General features: G+C 62.5%; 13 protein-coding genes. 8 read left to right on the top strand and 5 right to left on the bottom strand.

Translation table 11 applies throughout. From position 1 onward, the window contains the following. Window positions 1–72 precede the first annotated feature (72 nt). Window positions 73–339: a DNA-binding transcriptional regulator gene (locus AB5Y68_RS17705; RefSeq protein ID WP_010673503.1), complete on the bottom strand. Its 267-nt coding sequence runs from the start codon at window positions 337–339 to the stop codon at window positions 73–75. Between the two features lie 258 nt (window positions 340–597). Here AB5Y68_RS17705 and AB5Y68_RS17700 point away from each other — a divergent pair, with 258 nt between their 5' ends. The 4 genes from AB5Y68_RS17700 (at window position 598) to AB5Y68_RS17685 (ending at window position 5,201) form a co-directional block, all read left to right on the top strand. Further along, a complete protein-coding gene (locus tag AB5Y68_RS17700) occupies window positions 598–1,185 on the top strand; it encodes a hypothetical protein (protein WP_039039304.1) in 588 nt (195 codons plus the stop codon). Window positions 1,186–1,490: 305 nt separating this feature from the next. Continuing rightward, window positions 1,491–2,510 carry a porin OmpA gene (gene ompA, locus AB5Y68_RS17695; protein ID WP_010673501.1) on the top strand — a complete coding sequence of 340 codons (1,020 nt, stop codon included), beginning with the start codon at window positions 1,491–1,493 and terminating at the stop codon, window positions 2,508–2,510. A 411-nt stretch (window positions 2,511–2,921) separates the two neighbouring features. Further along, on the top strand, window positions 2,922–3,923 hold the full coding sequence (ompA, locus tag AB5Y68_RS17690) for a porin OmpA (protein ID WP_039039303.1): 1,002 nt from the start codon (window positions 2,922–2,924) through the stop codon (window positions 3,921–3,923). 219 nt (window positions 3,924–4,142) lie between these two features. Continuing rightward, the gene (locus tag AB5Y68_RS17685; protein ID WP_039039302.1) at window positions 4,143–5,201 is read left to right on the top strand and encodes an OmpA family protein; all 1,059 of its coding nucleotides are present in this window, start codon (window positions 4,143–4,145) and stop codon (window positions 5,199–5,201) included. Between the two features lie 74 nt (window positions 5,202–5,275). Here AB5Y68_RS17685 and AB5Y68_RS17680 read toward each other — a convergent pair whose 3' ends face one another. Together AB5Y68_RS17680 and AB5Y68_RS17675 are read right to left on the bottom strand one after the other, a co-directional pair. Further along, entirely contained in the window at window positions 5,276–6,970 is a 1,695-nt protein-coding gene (locus AB5Y68_RS17680) for an NAD-dependent malic enzyme (RefSeq protein ID WP_039039301.1), read from the bottom strand. Between the two features lie 55 nt (window positions 6,971–7,025). After that, entirely contained in the window at window positions 7,026–7,883 is an 858-nt protein-coding gene (locus AB5Y68_RS17675) for an AraC family transcriptional regulator (RefSeq protein WP_039039300.1), read from the bottom strand. A 120-nt stretch (window positions 7,884–8,003) separates the two neighbouring features. Between AB5Y68_RS17675 and AB5Y68_RS17670 the strand changes: the two genes are divergently transcribed. Both AB5Y68_RS17670 and AB5Y68_RS17665 read left to right on the top strand, forming a co-directional pair. Continuing rightward, a complete protein-coding gene (locus AB5Y68_RS17670; RefSeq protein ID WP_039039299.1) occupies window positions 8,004–9,383 on the top strand; it encodes an MATE family efflux transporter in 1,380 nt (459 codons plus the stop codon). Window positions 9,384–9,534: 151 nt separating this feature from the next. Continuing rightward, complete coding sequence (locus tag AB5Y68_RS17665) at window positions 9,535–9,783, top strand: YciN family protein (protein ID WP_010673495.1); 249 nt, start codon at window positions 9,535–9,537, stop codon at window positions 9,781–9,783. 30 nt (window positions 9,784–9,813) lie between these two features. Here the strand turns inward: AB5Y68_RS17665 and AB5Y68_RS17660 are convergent, their stop codons facing one another. Further along, a complete protein-coding gene (locus AB5Y68_RS17660) occupies window positions 9,814–10,953 on the bottom strand; it encodes a diguanylate cyclase (RefSeq protein WP_010673494.1) in 1,140 nt (379 codons plus the stop codon). A 243-nt stretch (window positions 10,954–11,196) separates the two neighbouring features. Here AB5Y68_RS17660 and AB5Y68_RS17655 point away from each other — a divergent pair, with 243 nt between their 5' ends. Then, window positions 11,197–12,594: a nucleobase:cation symporter-2 family protein gene (locus AB5Y68_RS17655; protein ID WP_039039298.1), complete on the top strand. Its 1,398-nt coding sequence runs from the start codon at window positions 11,197–11,199 to the stop codon at window positions 12,592–12,594. A 100-nt stretch (window positions 12,595–12,694) separates the two neighbouring features. Continuing rightward, window positions 12,695–13,408 (top strand): protein ligase, encoded by a 714-nt coding sequence (locus tag AB5Y68_RS17650; protein WP_039039297.1) that lies wholly within the window; start codon window positions 12,695–12,697, stop codon window positions 13,406–13,408. A 209-nt stretch (window positions 13,409–13,617) separates the two neighbouring features. Here AB5Y68_RS17650 and AB5Y68_RS17645 read toward each other — a convergent pair whose 3' ends face one another. Next, window positions 13,618–14,994 (bottom strand): sodium:alanine symporter family protein, encoded by a 1,377-nt coding sequence (locus AB5Y68_RS17645; RefSeq protein ID WP_039039296.1) that lies wholly within the window; start codon window positions 14,992–14,994, stop codon window positions 13,618–13,620. Window positions 14,995–15,128: the final 134 nt, after the last annotated feature.

Genomic DNA, 15,128 nt, shown 5'->3' with positions numbered 1-15,128 from the left:
TAAATAATCATCCATTTTGACAAATAAAAAATGCCGCCTCGAGGGCGGCATTTTTATCAAGGTTGAACTGAATCAAGCCTTGGCAATATCGTCCGGACCGATCTGGCCGATTTCGGCGACTTTCTTGTCAGCCAGCAGCCAGAGGGTGAACTTGTGCAGATCGGGGTGGTGGGCCAGTGCAACCAGGAAGGCGCCTCCGACTTCACGGTAACCCAGTTCATAGTTCTTCAGGGTGGTTGGGGGGACGCCCAGCAGATCGGCAAACTTGGGACGGCTCAGGCCTACCGCTTCGCGGATCTGACGGATCTTCTTGCCAACAGTTACGATATTTGAATTCATGTGTTCCATACTCCGTTCGGCGGATTGACTCCACCTTTATTTTTCGCGACGACTCGTAGTCAAGTGTATCAGTTTTGAACGGACTCGTTATGGTCGAGCCTCTATCTATAATCAGCGTCTTTCGACGACAACCCTTCACAAACCTCGGGGATGGTAATCGCTGCGTCGCCTCAGGTAAACAGTCTCGAAAAGAAACCTTTCTTGTTGCCCGGCCATCCCTCGTATAATTCGCCGGTTATTTCCAAGAGAGTCATCAACATGGCATTTCCCGGCATCATTTCCCGTCTTCATTCCGACCCGGACTCCCTCCCCCGTCAGCTCGCCCAGGGTCTGCAGACCCGGGCCGAAGCGTTCTGGCTGCCCATGGCCATGCAGGGGGACGCCGCCACCGTGCTGGCGGCCCTCCCGGACAGCTGCAGCCTCTATCTTGAAGGCCAGGCGACGCTTCCCCTGCGCAGCCACGACGGCGTCGTGGCAGAAAACGGCACCCTGGCACTGGGTAATGGTCACACGATGACGCTGGCCAGGGAGAAAGGCGATGGCGGCATCGTGCCGGAAGAAAGCCTCGCCGAGATGGCCCAATGGCTGGAAGCAGGTCATCGGCACTTCATCTGCTCCACTGCCGTCCAGCCCGTGGCGCGGGCCATCCTCAACATCTGGCCTCTCGATCCCTACCTCGCCCGTCACTTCTTGCTCAGTTTCACACCCTTGCAGTGCGAAGCAACTGAGGCGGACTATCTTGCTGTCCTCTCGGTCAGGGCGGGTGACGCCACCCCGCGGCACGCTTGGGCTGAGGCTTATATGAAGCTTGAGAAGAAACTGCATCGCGCCTACTTGGATCACTAATAAATCCCAAGAAACAGCCAGTTATCCCTACGACACAATTTGCCCCATCCCTTATCTGTGAGCTTGATCATGTTTTGAAATGGGCATAAAGTGCGCCACGTCATCGGAATGACGTCGGCTGTTCGTGGCGGAGTATGCATTGTCGACAGTGCAACCCGCACACTTGTGCACCCAGATACGTGCCTCCTGGATGGATCTAGGATCCCTGTTCGCACCAACGTCGTTGGTCGACAGAGCCAGCAGCTTACATAAATTACAAAGTGCGAAGCACGTGAACAACGTGCCATCTCAACGAGGATTATTTTATGATGAAAATGGCTCCTTCCCTGATCGCCATCGCTATGGCCACCATGGGTGCAACTGCAGCTCACGCCGCTGACGACATCTACTTCGGCGCCGGTGTTGGTGCAACTCACTTCAACGGTCTGAACAAGATCGAAGGCGTGAACGTTGGCGAAGAAGATGCGGCTGCTGCCAATGCCTTCGTTGGTTACAACTTCAACGAATACTTCGGTTCCGAGCTGGGCTACCAGTACACCGGCCGTGGCAACACCGACGGCAACCGTTACGAGAGCCAGGGTGCCACCCTGTCCGGTATCGCTCGTCTGCCGCTGGGCAACGATTTCTCCCTGTTCGGTGAAGCTGGCGCCTACTGGGGCCACACCGACGGTCTGGGCACCAGCGATACCAAAGTATCCCCGCTGGCCGGTGCCGGTGTGACCTACAAGGTCAACGACGCGCTGGATCTGCAAGCTCGCTACCGCTACATGTGGGACGTGGCTGACCTGCACGCCGACAACGTACGCTACAAGTCCAACCAGAGCGTTGCGACCCTGGAAGCCGTTTACCACCCGTTCCGTACTTCCTACGTAGCGCCTGCTCCGGCCCCGGTTGTTGAAGAAGCACCGGCCCCGGCTCCGCAAATCGTTGAGAAGAACTTCGCCCTGAACTCCGACGTGCTGTTCGCCTTTGGCAAAGACAGCCTGAAGGCCGAAGGCGTGCAAGCCCTGAACGCTCTGTACCAGCAAATCGTTGAGTTCCAGCCGAAAGACGGCAACGCCGTTGTTGTTGGTTACACCGACCGTATCGGTTCCGACGCTTACAACCAGAAGCTGTCTGAAGCTCGTGCCCGCACCGTTGCCAACTTCCTGGTCAGCAAGGGTATGGCTGCCAGCAAGGTTGCCATCGAAGGTCGCGGCGAAGCCAACCCGGTCACCGGCACCAAGTGTGACGGCGTCAAGGCCAAGGCTCAGCTGATCTCCTGCCTGGCTCCGGACCGTCGCGTAGAAGTTCGTGTATCCGGCGTACAAGAAGTTCAAAAGTAATCTGACTTCGCTCAGGCAACGTAAAAAAGGGGATGCCACGGCATCCCCTTTTGCTGTCTCTCTCCTCCCCCCAGCGACACTCTCTGTCTCACCTTTCTCCCCTTTACCCCCGTATTGCGGCCCCGCGACACCGGTGTCGGCGCTGCATATCTGTGCAGAAACTTGATCACGCTGATTCAAAAGAATACAGTAGCAACGCTTGTAAGACATTGGATGAACTATTAAAAGTGCTCAGTGCCCGGTTAGTTGTCCATGGAGAAACAGCTTCATGAGAATCCAGGTTTCCATCCATTTTTTATTCAAGCCGTCCGTGATCCGCTCACGGTGTCGCACATGAAGTGTCATCTGCGACCGGTATAACAAAGAGTGCGCAGTACGCCCATAGCACGGCAACTCAACGAGGATAAAACGATGAAAATGAAAATGGCACCAACCCTGATTGCTCTGGCCATTGCAGCCATGGGAACCACCACCGCTCAGGCGGCCGACGACTGGTACACGGGTATGGGTGCAGGTTGGGCCTATGGCCACGACCTGGATACCTTCGGCCAGGATGCAGACAAGGACGCCACCGCGCTCTCCCTGTTCGGCGGTTACAACTTCACCGAGAACTTTGCCGCCGAGCTCGGCTATCTCTATGCCGGCAAAGCTGGCGTCGATGGCGTCGACTTCAAAACCCAGGGTGCCACCCTGTCCGGTATCGCACGCCTGCCCATGAATGACATCTTCTCCGTCTTCGCCGAAGGGGGTGCCTACTTCAACCACGTCAACGGCAACGGCCAGAGCGACAACGGCACCTCGCCGCTGGCGGGTCTGGGTCTGACTGCCAAGCTCTCCGACCTTATCGACCTGCAGGCCCGCTACCGCTACATGTGGGATCTGGGTGACGATCAGAAAACCTGGAAAACCGACATGAGCGTCGCCACCCTGGAACTGGTGATGCACCCGAACCGCACCACCTATGTGGCACCGGCCCCGGCACCGGCTCCCGAGCCGGTTCCCGAGCCCGTCATGGTCGACAAGAACTTCTCCCTGAGCTCGGACGTGCTGTTTGCCTTTGGCAAATCCACCCTGAAGCCGGAAGGGGCTGCTGCGCTCAACACCCTGTATCAGCAGATCGTCGACGTCCAGCCGAAAGATGGCAGCGCCGTGGTGGTGGGTTACACCGACCGCATCGGCTCCGATGCCTACAACCTGAAGCTGTCTGAAGCCCGTGCCCGCACCGTGGCCGACTTCCTGGTTGGCAAGGGTCTGCCGGCTGGCAAGGTATCCATCGAAGGTCGTGGTGAAGCCAACCCGGTCACCGGTACCCAGTGTGACGGCATCAAGGCCAAGGCTCAGCTGATCGCCTGCCTGGCACCGGATCGCCGCGTCGAAGTGCGCGTCACCGGCGTACAGGAAGTGCAGCAATAAGGGGACAACCACCTGTTGCAAAAAGGGGCCATTCCGGCCCCTTTTTTAATGCCCGGACGGCACCGCCAGCGCGGGCAGCCCACCTGCCTGTCTCACCGATTTTCCATACAGATGCGTCACTTAAATGGTTAATGCGCTCACATCGCCTATACATAATGTTGGCTATACATAGCAAAGGGCTGGGAGCCCTATAACACCCAACATCGACGAGGATACGCGATGAACATAAGACTGAAACCTGTGTGGATTGCATTGGCATTGGCGACGAGTGCCGCCCAGGCGGCACCTGTTCACGACTGGTATGTGGGGGCTGGGGGTGGCTGGGCCTTTGCCCATGACATCGATGATTTCAGCCAGGGTGTCGGCAAGGACGCGACCGCCATCAACGCCTTTGTCGGCTACAACTACAACGAGAATCTGGGGGCAGAGCTCGGTTACCTCTCCACCGGTGACTGGGATATCGCCGGCCAGGACTTCAACAGCAAGGGGGCCACCCTGTCGGTCATTGGCCGTTTGCCCCTGGGGGACATCTTCTCTGTCTTTGCCGAAGGGGGCGGTTATCTCTATCACGTCGACTCCGTCAACGGGGGGGATGACAATCTGGCTCCCCTGGCGGGTCTGGGCCTGACCGCCAGACTGAGCGACTGGTTAGACATCCAGACCCGCTACCGCTACATGGTGCGAGTCGGGGACGATCCTGACAACGACAAGGTGGGCAGCGGCACCAAACGCTGGGTCAGCGACATCAGTACCGCCACCATCGAGCTGGTGCTTCACCCCAATCGCACCGTCGCCGCAGTGCCGGTGGCCGCGCCTCTGGTCGTGGCACCGCCGCCCCCGGCTCCCGAGCCGGTGGATCAGACCTTCAACCTGAGTTCGGATGTGCTGTTTGCCTTTGGCAAGGCGGAGCTCAAACCGGAGGGGATGCAGGCACTCGACGCCCTCTACCAGCAGATCGTCGACGTCAAACCCAAGGATGGCAGCGCCGTGGTGATGGGCTACACCGACCGCATCGGCTCGGATGCCAACAACCAGGCACTGTCGGAGGCCCGTGCAAGCACGGTCGCCAACTTCCTGATTGGCAAGGGGCTGCCCGCCGACAAGGTGAGCATCCAGGGCAACGGCGAGAGCAACCCGGTCACCGGCACCCAGTGTGATGCCATCAAGGCCAGGGCCGCCCTCATCGACTGCCTGGCCCCGGATCGCCGGGTCGAAATCCGGGTCACCGGCGTCAGCAATCCTGCCGAGCCCGCCCCCGCCGAGCAACCGGCACAATAACCTCCTCTTCCTTCACAGCCGTGCACAAAAAAGGGATGCCGAGGCATCCCTTCTGCATGTCTGTCCCCTTGGGCTCAGAAGGAAGTACGACGATAGCGGCGGTACTCGGGGCGCCAGAAGTTCGCCTCGATGGCCTGATCGATCACATCATCGGGGGTCTGCACCGCCTTGCCCTGCAACATGGCGGTCTTGGCCACCATCTTGGCGATGTAGCGGGAGACCTGATGGATGTCCGCCAGATCCGGCAGCAAGGAGCCCTCTTCCCCCTTCACCAGGGGTGAACAATCCGCCAGGGCACGGCTGGCCGACATCAGCATGGCATCGGTCACCCGGTTGGCACCGGAGGCGATCACCCCAAGGCCGATCCCCGGGAAGATGAAGGAGTTGTTGCACTGGGCGATGACGTAGCGCTTGCCCTTGTACTCCACCGGTGCGAACGGGCTGCCGGTGGCGACCAGCACCTGGCCGTCGGTCCAGCGAATGAGATCCGCCGGGGTGGCTTCCACCCGGGAAGTGGGGTTGGAGAGCGGGAAGATGATGGGACGGGCACAGTGCTTGTGCATGGTCTTGACCACCTCTTCGGTAAACAGACCCGGCTGGCCGGAGACCCCGATCAGGATGTCCGGGCGACCGTGCTCCATCACCTCCAGCAGGGAGATGTTGTCCCCCACCGGCCACTCCTTGATCCGCTCGACCGGCTGGGAGAGCTTGCGCTGGAAGTCGAGCTGGTTGGGGATCTTGTCGGTGATGAGACCGAATCGGTCCACCATGAAGACCCGGCCCCGCGCCTCGGCATCGGTCAGCCCTTCGGCCTTCATCTGCGCCACGATCTGCTCGGCGATGCCGCACCCGGCACTGCCCGCCCCGAGGAAGGCGACCCGCTTCTCGGAGAGCTTGGCACCGGAGGCCTTGCAGGCGGCGATGAGGCTGCCCAGGGTCACCGCGGCGGTCCCCTGAATGTCATCGTTGAAGCAGCACAGCTCATCCTTGTAGCGGTTGAGCAGCGGGGTGGCATTGCCCTGGGCGAAATCCTCGAACTGCAGCAGGATGTCCGGCCAGCGGCGCTTGACCGCCTGGATGAAGGCATCGACGAACTCGTCGTACTCTTCGCCGGAGATGCGCGGATGGCGCCACCCCATGTAGAAGGGGTCGTTCAGCAACTGCTGGTTGTTGGTGCCCACATCCAGCACCACCGGCAGGCAGTAGGCCGGGGAGATGCCGCCACAGGCGGTGTAGAGGGAGAGCTTGCCGATGGGAATGCCCATGCCGCCGATGCCCTGATCCCCGAGGCCCAGGATGCGTTCGCCATCGGTGACCACGATCACCTTGACGTTCTGCTTGGTGGCGTTTTGCAGCATGTCATCGATCCTGTCCTTGTCCGGATAGGAGATGAAGAGGCCACGGGCACGACGATAGATGTTGGAGAACTCCTCGCACGCCTTGCCGACCGTCGGGGTGTAGATGACCGGCAGCATTTCGGTGAGGTGGTTGTTCAGCAGGCGGTAGAAGAGCGTTTCGTTGGTATCCTGGATGTTGCGCAAATAGATGTGCTTGTCCATGTCGTTGCCAAACGCCATGAACTGGCGATAGGCACGCTCTGCCTGCTCTTCGATGGTTTCGATGTTCTGGGGCAGCAGACCCTCCAGATTGAAGCTGCTGCGTTCTTCGCTGGTGAAGGCGCTGCCCTTGTTGAGCAACGGCGTCTCCAGCAGGGCTGGACCTGCGTAGGGAATGTAGAGGGGACGTTTCTGATTATTATCTTCAAACATGGATCTGTACCTTGACTGTGTGGCCCGTCGATCCTATGGGCTTGAGCCAACAATTTCAAAGGGTTTGCACCTCCCTTGCGAAAGGTTTGCGACCCAGTCGACGAAAGGCCCCCGGAGTCTGACCCGTCAGGCGGCGAAAACGGTTGGCAAAGTTGGCGCCGTCGCTGTATCCGACCCGGGCCGCCAGCTCGGCCAGCGGCCAGTTGGTGTAGAGCAGCAACTGGCGCGCCTTGTTCATGCGAAGCCCGGTGAGCCAGGCCATGGGGCCCATGCCGAACACCTGCTGGCAGAGCCGGTGCAGATGGGGCACCGAGCAGGCCATCTGGTCGGCCAGCTGGGCCACGCTCCAGGGCTCGTCCAGACGTGCCTCCACCCGCCGAAACAGCGCCTGAAGCCGCAGCTCCGGCGTGCCGCGCACCTCCCCCTGCAGGGTCCGCTCCAAGAGCGCCAGCAGCAGGCTCAGCAGCTGGGGCTGGAGTGGCGAACGTATTCCCTCCCCCTGCATCAGGCTGAGCAGATGGTAGAGCTGCTCCCCCTCCTCCCCCTGCCAGATGCGATGGCCAAGCCGGTGCAGATGCTGCCAGCGCGGCACGTCGTCCAGCAGGATCCAGCTGGTATGCCAGGCTTCCCCCACCAGCCTGAGGCCCCCCGGCACGGCGGCCGGGAGAAAGACCAGGGCTCCCGCCGGGATGGGCTGCTCCCCGCCATCGGTGAGCAGGGCGCCCCCCTCGTCATGGCTCACCATCAGGATGTGAAACTCCGGTCGGTTGCGGCGGATAAGGTAGTGCTCCCGTATCGTCGAGAGGCCGGTCAGGAAGACGCCCGCCTCCCCAAGCAGGGGCAGCCCTTCGCGTCCCAGCATCCGCTCTTCGCAGGCCGGGGCGATTTCCAGACACTCGCTGATAAATGGCATAGCACCTCAACAGGATAGTTTTGCACAAGAAAGCCGAGAGGGGCTCACAGTGAAGCCTCCCGATATCACCCCTATCATACCCACGACAAACCCTGATTTTTACCAACCCGGTTAACATAAATGAATTATTGGCAAGCGATTTTAAAACAAACCACCGATCGCGAGTTCATGACGCGACTGTGGCGACTGGCCCTGCCGGTTTCGCTGCAATCCATGATGTTCTCCCTGCTCGGCCTCATCGACATCATGATGGTGAGCCAGCTCGGCACCACGGCTGTGGCGGCGGTCGGCTTGGGCAACCGGGTCTTCTTCTTCAATCTGCTGGTGATAGCGGGGCTCTCGGGCGGGGTCTCAGTGTTGGCAGCACAATATTTCGGCCGTGGCGAGATGGCCGGGGTGCGACGCTCCCTGGCCCTGGCCCTGGTGGGCGCCCTGGCGGTGAGCCTGCCCTTTGCCCTCGTCTATGTGCTCTCACCGGGCAGCGTGCTCGGGTTTGCCAGCCAGGAGCCCGCGCTGCGCGCGCTGGCCGACGAGTTCCTGATGATCACCGGCGCCACCATCCTCTGCACCGCCGTGGTGGTGCCCCTGGAGTCGGCCCTGCGCTCGGTGGGCAATGCCGCGGCGCCGACCCGCATCGGCATCATCGCCATCATCGCCAACGTCATCCTCAACTATGCCCTCATCTTCGGCCATTTCGGCGCCGAGGCCATGGGAGTAGCCGGTTCCGCCTGGGGCACTACCCTTTCGCGCCTGCTGCAGACCGCGCTGCTGCTTGCCTATGTGTGGCGTGCCGAGCCCCGTCTCATCCCGCGCAAGCAAGACTGGCTCGCCGCCTTCAGGCGCAAGGAGGTGGTGCGCTTCACCCTGATCGCCCTGCCGCTGTTGCTGCACGACGGGCTCTGGGCCTTCGGCATGCTGCTCTACGGCTTCCTCTACGCGCACCTCGGCACCGACGCCCTGGCCATCATGACCACCCTCGGCACGCTGGAGAGCATCCTCATCTCCCTCTTCTTCGGGCTGGCGGTGGCCTGCTCCACCCTGCTCGGCCACCGGCTCGGGGCCGAGGAGTATGACGAGGCCTGGCAGCACTCCCAGCTCTTCCTGCTGCTGGCACCCGTCGGCGCCCTGCTGGTGGGGACCGCCGTCTGGCTGATGCAGGGCAGCCTGCTGCAATGGGTCGGCAACCTGCCGGGCGAGCTGATGACTGAGGCCGGCCAGGTGCTCGCCATCATGTGTCTGGGCATGCTGCTCAAGGTGTTCAACATGGTAGGAATCGTCGGGGTGCTGCGCTCGGGGGGGGACGTCAACTACAGCATCTTCATCGACATCGTCGGCATGTGGTGCATCGGCCTGCCGCTGGCCTGGGTGGCGGTCAGCCTGCTGGGCTGGCCCCTCTCCTGGGTGGTGGCCGTGGTCCTGCTGGAGGAGCTCTCCAAGGTGCTGCTGGTGCAGCGCCGCATTCGCCAGCGGCGCTGGCTGCGCAATCTGGTGCTGGGATAAGGGAAGAGCGCAAAGCGGGAAAATGCGGGGTCATATCAATGACAGAAAATCCCGCTTTGCAGTATGCTGACCCCCTCTTCAATCAGAGGCGGGGTGCGCCGGCCATGCCGACCCTTGTGCCCCTGCCCAGTAGTCGTTTAAGGAGACGAGCATGCAACCACAAAAAGAGCGGATCACCGAGACTGCCCTGCTGGAGATGGCCAACAAGATCATTCGTGAACACGAGGACTTCATCCACGGCATGCGCGCCGACTCGGTGGAGCAGAAGGGGGACATTCTGGTGTTCAAGGGGGAGTTCTTCCTGGCAGAGGACGGCACCCCGACCGGCAAGACCATGGCGGTGTTCAACATGTTCAAGCTGCTGGCCCAGCAGCTCTCCGGCAAATACACCCTGGCCTGACGCCTGCCCCGTCATCACCGGATGCCGCCCTCAGGCGGCATCCGTTTTTGTGCGCCCTGCATCGCCCGCGGGTTTCCCTGCCTCGGCCACCACGCAGTTGCGACCCGCCATCTTGGCCATGTAGAGGCACTCGTCCGCCCGGTTGAGCAGATCCTCCACCCCCTCGCCACGCTGGGCCAGGGTCAGACCGATGCTCACCGTCACCTCCAGCAGTTCGTCGGAGGTGGGGCTTTTCACCAACCTCGCCTCCACCGCGACCCGCAGCCGCTCCGCCACCCGCTTGGCCTGTGCCAGATCCGTGCAACCGGGCAAGAGGATGGCAAACTCCTCCCCGCCGTAACGCCCGAGCACCATGCCGGGCTCCAGCTGCTCCGACAGGGTGGCCGCCACCTCCTTGAGCACCGCATCTCCCGCCAGATGGCCGAAGGTGTCGTTGATGCGCTTGAAGCGGTCCAGATCCAGCAGCAGCACCGCGAAGGGAGCCTGTTTGCGGATCATGGCGGCCCTCGCCTTCTCGAGCTGCTTCATCAGCAGGCGGCGGTTCATCATGCCGGTCAGTTCGTCCGTGGTGGATTCCCGATAGAGTTGCAGCAGCATGTTGAGCTGGCCGCACTGCACCCAGGCGCTGGCGATGGCAAAGAGCCCCAGCAGCCAGACCTGATTGAGGGTCTGCACGCTCCAGAGAGGCTGGCCCACCAGCAACCAGTTGCCCGCCAGCATGGTGGCCAGAATGCCCCCCGCCAGTTGCAGGCTGAGGGAGAGGGGAATGGGGAAGATGGCGAACAGGCTGATGAGCAGATAGGGGAAGGCCATGTAGCCCGCCTGCATCTCCTGATCCGCGCCGAAGCTGTGCAGGCAGATGAGGGAGAAGAGCATCATCACCGCCATCAGGTAGCCCAGCGCCAGCTTCATGCGCTCGCGCTTGAAGTGGATGAGATAGGAGAGGGGGATGAGGGGCGAGAGGGCCAGCAGGCAGAAGATCCTGACCTGGAACAGCGCCTCGAACTGGATGGCTGGCAGGGTCAACCAGTCCACCAGAGCCCAGCTCGGGAGCCCCGCCATCAGCAGACAGGTGAGCAGCCGCAGCCGCACCGTCATGAAGCCCATCCGGGTCAGGGTAAAATCTTCGGAGTGGGCGCGGGCACTCCAGAACTCCGACAGCTTCAGCATCCAGAGTCTCCATCTTCGAACCGAGGGCTCATTCTACACCGTCCCCATCCTGATGCATCAGCCTCCCTCCCCTTTGTGAGGGATCGGTCTCACACAAACCGGCGGATCTTAATCGCCACAGGAAAACGTTTCAACCCATCAGGAAATAAACGAGTTTGCGCTCAATTAGCGCTGGAAAGCGCGATGCCAATCACTAAAATAGCGCCCAATTTTCTCCCCTCCCCCTACACATTCGAGGTATTTATGGAACAGGCTGCCGCCCCAAGCGCCATCCGAGAGGCCCATCCCCCCAGGCGAGCCCACAGCGAACTGGTCTACGGCATCGAGGATGTCCCACCCCTCCCCCAGACCCTGTTCGCCGCCCTGCAGCATATGCTCGCCATGTTTGTCGCCATCATCACCCCGCCCCTCATCATCGCCAATGCCCTCGGCCTCCCCGCCGACGACACCCGCTACATCGTCTCCATGTCCCTGGTCATGTCCGGCATCGCCTCCTTCATCCAGACCCGCCGTTTCGGCCCCCTCGGTTCCGGCCTGCTCTCGGTACAGGGCACCAGCTTCAACTTCCTCGGTCCCATCATCGCCTCCGGCCTCGCCCTCAAGCAGGCGGCCATGCCCACCGACGCTCTGCTGGGCACCCTGTTCGGCACCATGCTGGCAGCGGCCCTCACCATCGTCGTCATGAGCCGCTTCCTGCACCTGGTCAAACGGATCATCACCCCGCTGGTGACCGGCATCGTGGTATTGCTCATCGGCCTGACCCTCATCAAGGTAGGGCTCATTAGCATGGGGGGCGGCTACGGCGCCCTGGCGGACGGCAGCTTCGCCAGCCACACCAACCTCTTTCTCTCCCTGCTGGTGCTCGGCCTCATCGTGCTGATGCAGCGCAGTCGCAACCCCTGGCTGCGCCTCTCCGCCATCATGATCGCCATGCTGGCGGGCTATGCGGTGGCGCTGCTGCTGGGCAAGGTGGCTGCCCCCACCTTCGACGGCCCGCTGCTGATGGTGCCTGTTCCGCTGCACTACGGGCTCGGCTTTGACTGGCAGCTGTTCGTGCCGCTCGCCATCATCTTCGTGGTGACGGCGCTGGAAGCCATCGGCGACATGACCGCCACCTCCGACATCTCCGGCGAGCCGCTGGAAGGGCCGGTCTACATGGCGCGGATCAAGGGGGGCGTCCTGGCCGACGGCGCCAACTCCATGCTGGCGGCGGTCTTCTCCACCTTCCCCATGTCCACCTTCGCCCAGAACAACGGCGTCATCCAGCTGACCGGGGTGGCCAGCCGCCATGTCGGCCTCTTCATCGCCGCCATGCTGGCCCTGCTCGGCCTGTTCCCGGCGGTGGCGAGCCTGGTGCAACAAATACCTGAACCCGTGCTCGGCGGCGCCACCATCGTCATGTTCGGCACCATCGCCGCCGCCGGGGTGCGCATCATCTCCCGGGAGGAGCTGGACCGCCGCGCCCTGATGATCCTGGCGGTGTCGCTCGCCATGGGCCTCGGAGTGGCACAGGTGCCCGAGGTGCTGCAACACCTGCCGGAGCTGGCCAGGAGCGTGCTCTCCTACGGCGTCGCCACCGGCGGCCTCACCGCCATCCTGCTCAATCTGCTGCTGCCCAGGCGCGCCGCCGCACAGGCCTGACACTCCGCCATCCTTGCACCAAAGCCCCGCCACGCGGGGCTTTACCTTGTTTGCCCCCGCGCGTACTGTGCTTGGCAGCCTCTGCCAAAGGATGCCTTTCATGCCTTATACCCTGCTGCCCCCGCCGCTCGCCCACCAGACACCCGACCAGATCCTGGCCGAGGAGCAGCGCTGGCTGCGGGAGTGCGCCGGTGACGGCGAGCCCAGAGCCCTCCTCTGGCAGGGCCCCCAATGCCTCATCGTCACCCGCAAGGACACCCGTTTGCCCCGCTACCAGGCCGCCTGCGAGCAGCTTGCTGCCGAGGGCTGGCCGGTGTTCGTGCGCGACAGCGGCGGCACCGCCGTGCCCCACGGCGCCGGCATCCTCAACCTCTCCCTCATGCTGCCCCGCACCACCCAGGATCTGGCCCATTACTACCGGCTGCTGGGGGCGCCCCTGCTCGCCCTGCTGGAGGAGTACGGTCTTGCTGGCAGCTACGACTTCGTGCCCGGCTCGTTTTGCGACGGCCAGTACAACCTGGTGATCGGGGGGCGCAAGGTGACCGGCACCGCCCAACGCTGGCTGGCGCCGGGCCGGGATCACGACGGCGCCGTGCTGGCCCAGGCCATGCTGCTGGTGGCGGGGGATGTGGACGAGGGCACCCGGATGGCGAGCCGCTTCTACGAACTGGCCGGGGGAGAGCTGCGCTTTGCTCCGGGCACCTCCACCACCCTGGCCCACGCCATTGGCTGGCAGGGGGATGAGGCGGCCCTGGTGAGCCGGGTGAGCGAAGCGCTGGCGCAGCGGCTTACCGGAGATATTCCCTCCCCCTGACCCCCTGACCCCCTGGGGGCAACAAGCGCCGCCCTTCATTGCGTAAAATGCAAAAAAGCCACGATGAGCGTCGTGGCTTTTGCGTATTTCGCACAGATATTGTCAGAGGATCCGGGATCAAGCCCCGGGTTTTGCCATCCCAGCCCGGATCCCGGTTGACGCCATGGACAGGGGCCCGGCGACAGGGCACCCCGCAGGCCCGCTTCTCATCAGGCCGTCTGCGGCTCGGGCTCGGATTCCGTATCCCGGTCCCGACTGAAGTAGGCACGGGTCTCGGCAATCACCACGTGGCGCAGGCCGATGAGGCCGATGAGGTTGGGCACCGCCATCAGGCCGTTGACGATGTCGGCCAAGAGCCAGATCAGGTCCAGATGGAGGAAGGCACCGCTCGCCACCAGCACCAGATAGATGAGGCGGTAGGGTTTGATCGCCTTCACCCCGAACAGGTACTCGGTGCAGCGCTCGCCGTAGTAATTCCAGCCAAGGATGGTGGTAAAGGCGAAGAACAGGAGGCCGATGCTCACCAGATACTGGCCCACATGGGCATCCAGCCCCTGGGCAAAGGCCAGGCTGGTCATGGCCGCACCGCTCGCATCGCCGCTCCACACCCCGGTCACCACCAGCGTCAGGCCGGTCATGGTGCAGATGATGAGGGTGTCGATGAAGGTGCCGGTCATGGAGACCAGCCCCTGCTCCACGCAGGAATCGGTCTTGGCCGCCGCCGCCGCGATGGGGGCCGAGCCCAGCCCCGACTCGTTGGAGAAGACCCCGCGCGCCACCCCGGACTGGATCGCCAGCATGATGCCGGCGCCGACGAAGCCGCCGGTGGCCGCATGGCCGGTGAAGGCGCTCCCGATCACCAGGGCGATCGCCTCCGGCAGAGCACTGGCATTGTTCACCAGCACGCCCAGACAGGCGACGATGTAGAAGATGGCCATGAAAGGCACCACCTTGCTCGACACGCTGGAGATGGACTGGATGCCCCCCAGGGTCACCAGCGCCACGATCAGGGTCAGCACCACGGCGGTCACTTCACGGGGTACCGAGAAGGAGAGGCTCATGGCATCACTGATGGCATTGACCTGGGGGAAGGTACCGATGCCGAAGAAGGCGACGCCGATGCCGAACAGGGCAAACAGCTTGGCGAGCGGCCTGGAGCCGAGCCCCTTCTCCAGATAGTACATGGGGCCACCCGCCATCTGGCCGTTGGCGTCCTGCTGGCGATATTTCACCGCCAGCAGGCACTCGGCATACTTGGTGGCCATGCCGAACAGGGCGGCCATCCACATCCAGAACAGGGCGCCGGGGCCCCCCAGCTTGATGGCGGTGGCGACCCCGACGATGTTGCCGGTGCCGATGGTGGCGGAGAGGGCGGTGCACAGGGCGCCGAAGCTGGAGACATCCCCCTGCTTGCCCTGCCCCTGATCGCGGCCAAAGACCAGCTTGAGGGCCAGCGGCAAACGCACGATCTGAAGCAGACCCAATCGCCAGGTGAGATAGATACCGGTCCCGACCAGCAGGATCAGCAGGGGGGGACCCCAGATAAAGCTATCGATGGCGGCGAGCGCCGATTGAATTGATGACATGCATCCTCCTTAAAAAACAACGATTAAGGAGGAGAAGGATGATCTTCCCATAGGTGTCGCGATCGGCCAGAGGCGATCGGATGCGGGCCAAAACGTGTTCACACTCTTGCTGCGAGGCCGTGATCAAGGCTCAT

Source organism: Aeromonas sp. R6-1 (genome assembly GCF_040908165.1).
Classification (GTDB): Bacteria; Pseudomonadota; Gammaproteobacteria; order Enterobacterales; family Aeromonadaceae; genus Aeromonas; species Aeromonas caviae.
This window is presented reverse-complemented; position numbering and strand designations above follow the sequence as displayed.

What these genes read in the sequence shown, in the direction of transcription:
- AB5Y68_RS17680 (WP_039039301.1), bottom strand. Translation starts at nt 6,970, where the DNA reads ATGTTTGAAGATAATAATCAGAAACGTCCCCTCTACATTCCCTACGCA.
- AB5Y68_RS17670 (WP_039039299.1), top strand. Translation starts at nt 8,004, where the DNA reads ATGAATTATTGGCAAGCGATTTTAAAACAAACCACCGATCGCGAGTTC.
- AB5Y68_RS17705 (WP_010673503.1), bottom strand. Translation starts at nt 339, where the DNA reads ATGAATTCAAATATCGTAACTGTTGGCAAGAAGATCCGTCAGATCCGC.
- AB5Y68_RS17655 (WP_039039298.1), top strand. Translation starts at nt 11,197, where the DNA reads ATGGAACAGGCTGCCGCCCCAAGCGCCATCCGAGAGGCCCATCCCCCC.
- AB5Y68_RS17665 (WP_010673495.1), top strand. Translation starts at nt 9,535, where the DNA reads ATGCAACCACAAAAAGAGCGGATCACCGAGACTGCCCTGCTGGAGATG.
- ompA (WP_039039303.1), top strand. Translation starts at nt 2,922, where the DNA reads ATGAAAATGAAAATGGCACCAACCCTGATTGCTCTGGCCATTGCAGCC.
- AB5Y68_RS17645 (WP_039039296.1), bottom strand. Translation starts at nt 14,994, where the DNA reads ATGTCATCAATTCAATCGGCGCTCGCCGCCATCGATAGCTTTATCTGG.
- AB5Y68_RS17660 (WP_010673494.1), bottom strand. Translation starts at nt 10,953, where the DNA reads ATGCTGAAGCTGTCGGAGTTCTGGAGTGCCCGCGCCCACTCCGAAGAT.
- AB5Y68_RS17700 (WP_039039304.1), top strand. Translation starts at nt 598, where the DNA reads ATGGCATTTCCCGGCATCATTTCCCGTCTTCATTCCGACCCGGACTCC.
- AB5Y68_RS17675 (WP_039039300.1), bottom strand. Translation starts at nt 7,883, where the DNA reads ATGCCATTTATCAGCGAGTGTCTGGAAATCGCCCCGGCCTGCGAAGAG.
- AB5Y68_RS17650 (WP_039039297.1), top strand. Translation starts at nt 12,695, where the DNA reads ATGCCTTATACCCTGCTGCCCCCGCCGCTCGCCCACCAGACACCCGAC.
- ompA (WP_010673501.1), top strand. Translation starts at nt 1,491, where the DNA reads ATGATGAAAATGGCTCCTTCCCTGATCGCCATCGCTATGGCCACCATG.
- AB5Y68_RS17685 (WP_039039302.1), top strand. Translation starts at nt 4,143, where the DNA reads ATGAACATAAGACTGAAACCTGTGTGGATTGCATTGGCATTGGCGACG.